Raw genomic sequence first — 1,900 nt, 5'->3', positions numbered from 1 at the left:
CTGGCGCACTGGAGACCGGCGGCTGGTGCTCGGCGCCTGGGGATGCGGGGTGTTCCGCAACGACCCGCGCCAGGTCGCCGCCGCCTTCGCCGACCTGCTCGGGCCCGGCCGCCCGTACGCGGGCCGGTTCGACCTGGTGGTGTTCGCGGTGCCGGATCCGACGAACCGGGGCCCCTTCGCCGCCGCGTTCGGTTGAGCGGTCAGCGGTCGATCGGCGGCCGGGTCCGGGCCCGCTTCAGCTCGAAGAACCCGTCGGTGCCGGCGACCAGCACCACCCCGTCCCAGAGCCGGCCGGCTTCCTCGCCACGCGGGATCGGCGCGACCACCGGCCCGAAGAAGGCGGTACGCCGGCCGGCGTCATCGGTGAGGTGGATGGTCGGGGTGCCGAGGTCCTCGCCGACCGGTTCCAGGCCGGCGTGGTGGCTGGCCAGCAGCGCCTCGTCGTACGCGGTGGAGTCGGCCGCGTCGGCCAACTCGACGGGCAGCCCCACCTCGGCCAGCGCCGCCCGGTAGAGGTCGGGCCCGATCGGCGCCCGATCGTGGTGGATCCGGTTGCCCAGCGCGGTGTAGAGGTCCCGCAGGACCTCCGGGCCGGCCTTCATCTCCGCCGCCACCGCCACCCGCACCGGACCCATGCCGGGCTTCAACCACTCCCGGTACCACTCCTCCAACCCCTCGCGGCCCTCGTTGAGCACGCTGAGGCTCATCACGTGGAAGCGCACCTCGACCGCGCGGACCCGTTCCACCTCCAGCAGCCAGCGGGAGGCGTTCCAGGCCCAGGGGCAGCGCGGGTCGAACCACATGTCGGCCGTCGTCATCGTCGTTCCGGTCCTTCCAGGAATGTCGTCGTCCTCTGATCCTGGTCGGTGGACCGGCCCAGTGTGAGGGCCGATTTCCGGGTGATCCGCTGGGCCAATTGGCGATCAGCACGCTGAAGGCTGGCGACTGGCTACGCAGCATGGCCGACTGAGCGCGGGGTGTCGGTCGCCGACGGCGGGCGCCCTGGGCCGAGGTGGCTACCCGGCCGGCCGGTTCGGTGCCGGATGTCCGGATTGGGGTGGGCGGTTGTCGCCCTGATGTCCGGTCTGACCTGCGGTGTCGGCTGCGCGGGGCCGGCCGGGGTGGAATGGGTGGCGGGGCGGGGTCGTTGTACATGGCAGACCGCGGTGGCTGGCCCCCCGGCCCGGACGGTGAATCGGAGAGTCAGGCCCGGCGGAATGCCGGCCCACCCCGGTTGGTTACATCCCCCGGCACCATGGCCCCCGGGCCTGTGGAATGCGCAGCCCGCCGGGCTGGTTACATCCCCTGGACACCCCGAGCAGAGCCCCTTTGTGTGGCCGCCGGGCAGATCCCTCTTCTTTGACTTCCTTTCACGCACACCGCCGTCTCCCCCCGGATGACGGTTGCGTATCCCCCGATCGAAAGGTGCACCCTCATGCGTACCGATCTGATCCGCAAGACCGCCCTGACCTTCGCCGGTGTCGCCGCGACCGCCGGTGGGATCGCCGGCCCGGCCCTCGCCGCGCACGCCGCCCCCACCCACCAGGGCACCAACGCCTCGACGCAGACCGACCGCAAGTCGCACGGCGAGCGGGAACTGAACGTGCGCTACCAGGCCCAGCCGAACTTCTACTACTGCGGCCCCGCCGCCACCCGCAACGCCCTGTCCGTGCAGGGCAAGGACATCGACGTCGACGCGATGGCCAAGGAGATGGGCACCACCGAGGACGGCACCAACAGCATCAACGACATCACCCCGGTGCTGAACAAGGAGACCGGCAGCAAGGACGCCTACCGGTCGGTGGAGATCCGCGACAGCAAGGCCGACCGCAAGCAGACCGACAAGCTGCGCACCGACATCGTCCGCACCATCGACGACGGCCGCGCCGTGGTCGCCAAC

3 protein-coding genes are annotated in these 1,900 nt (G+C 71.5%); 2 read left to right on the top strand and 1 reads right to left on the bottom strand.

All coding sequences use genetic code 11. The annotated features are described in order from the left end of the window. Positions 1-196: TIGR02452 family protein (locus tag JNW89_RS35970; RefSeq protein WP_238452402.1), on the top strand; the 196-nt coding region annotated here is incomplete at its 5' end. 4 nt (positions 197-200) lie between these two features. On the opposite strand, the gene JNW89_RS35965 is transcribed toward JNW89_RS35970, so the two are convergent. Further along, positions 201-818, bottom strand: a complete 618-nt coding sequence (locus tag JNW89_RS35965) for a DsbA family protein (protein ID WP_238452401.1) — start codon at positions 816-818, stop codon at positions 201-203. A gap of 617 nt (positions 819-1,435) precedes the next feature. Between JNW89_RS35965 and JNW89_RS35960 the strand changes: the two genes are divergently transcribed. Further along, positions 1,436-1,900 (top strand): C39 family peptidase (locus JNW89_RS35960; RefSeq protein WP_238452400.1); only part of this gene is annotated, 465 nt, incomplete at its 3' end.

The organism is Micromonospora sp. 4G55, from assembly GCF_016803375.1.
Note: the sequence above shows the minus strand (reverse complement) of the source record. Positions and strands in the feature narration are given on the sequence as shown.

Coding starts and splice junctions, on each gene's coding strand:
- JNW89_RS35965 (WP_238452401.1), bottom strand. CDS start 818: ATGACGACGGCCGACATGTGGTTCGACCCGCGCTGCCCCTGGGCCTGG.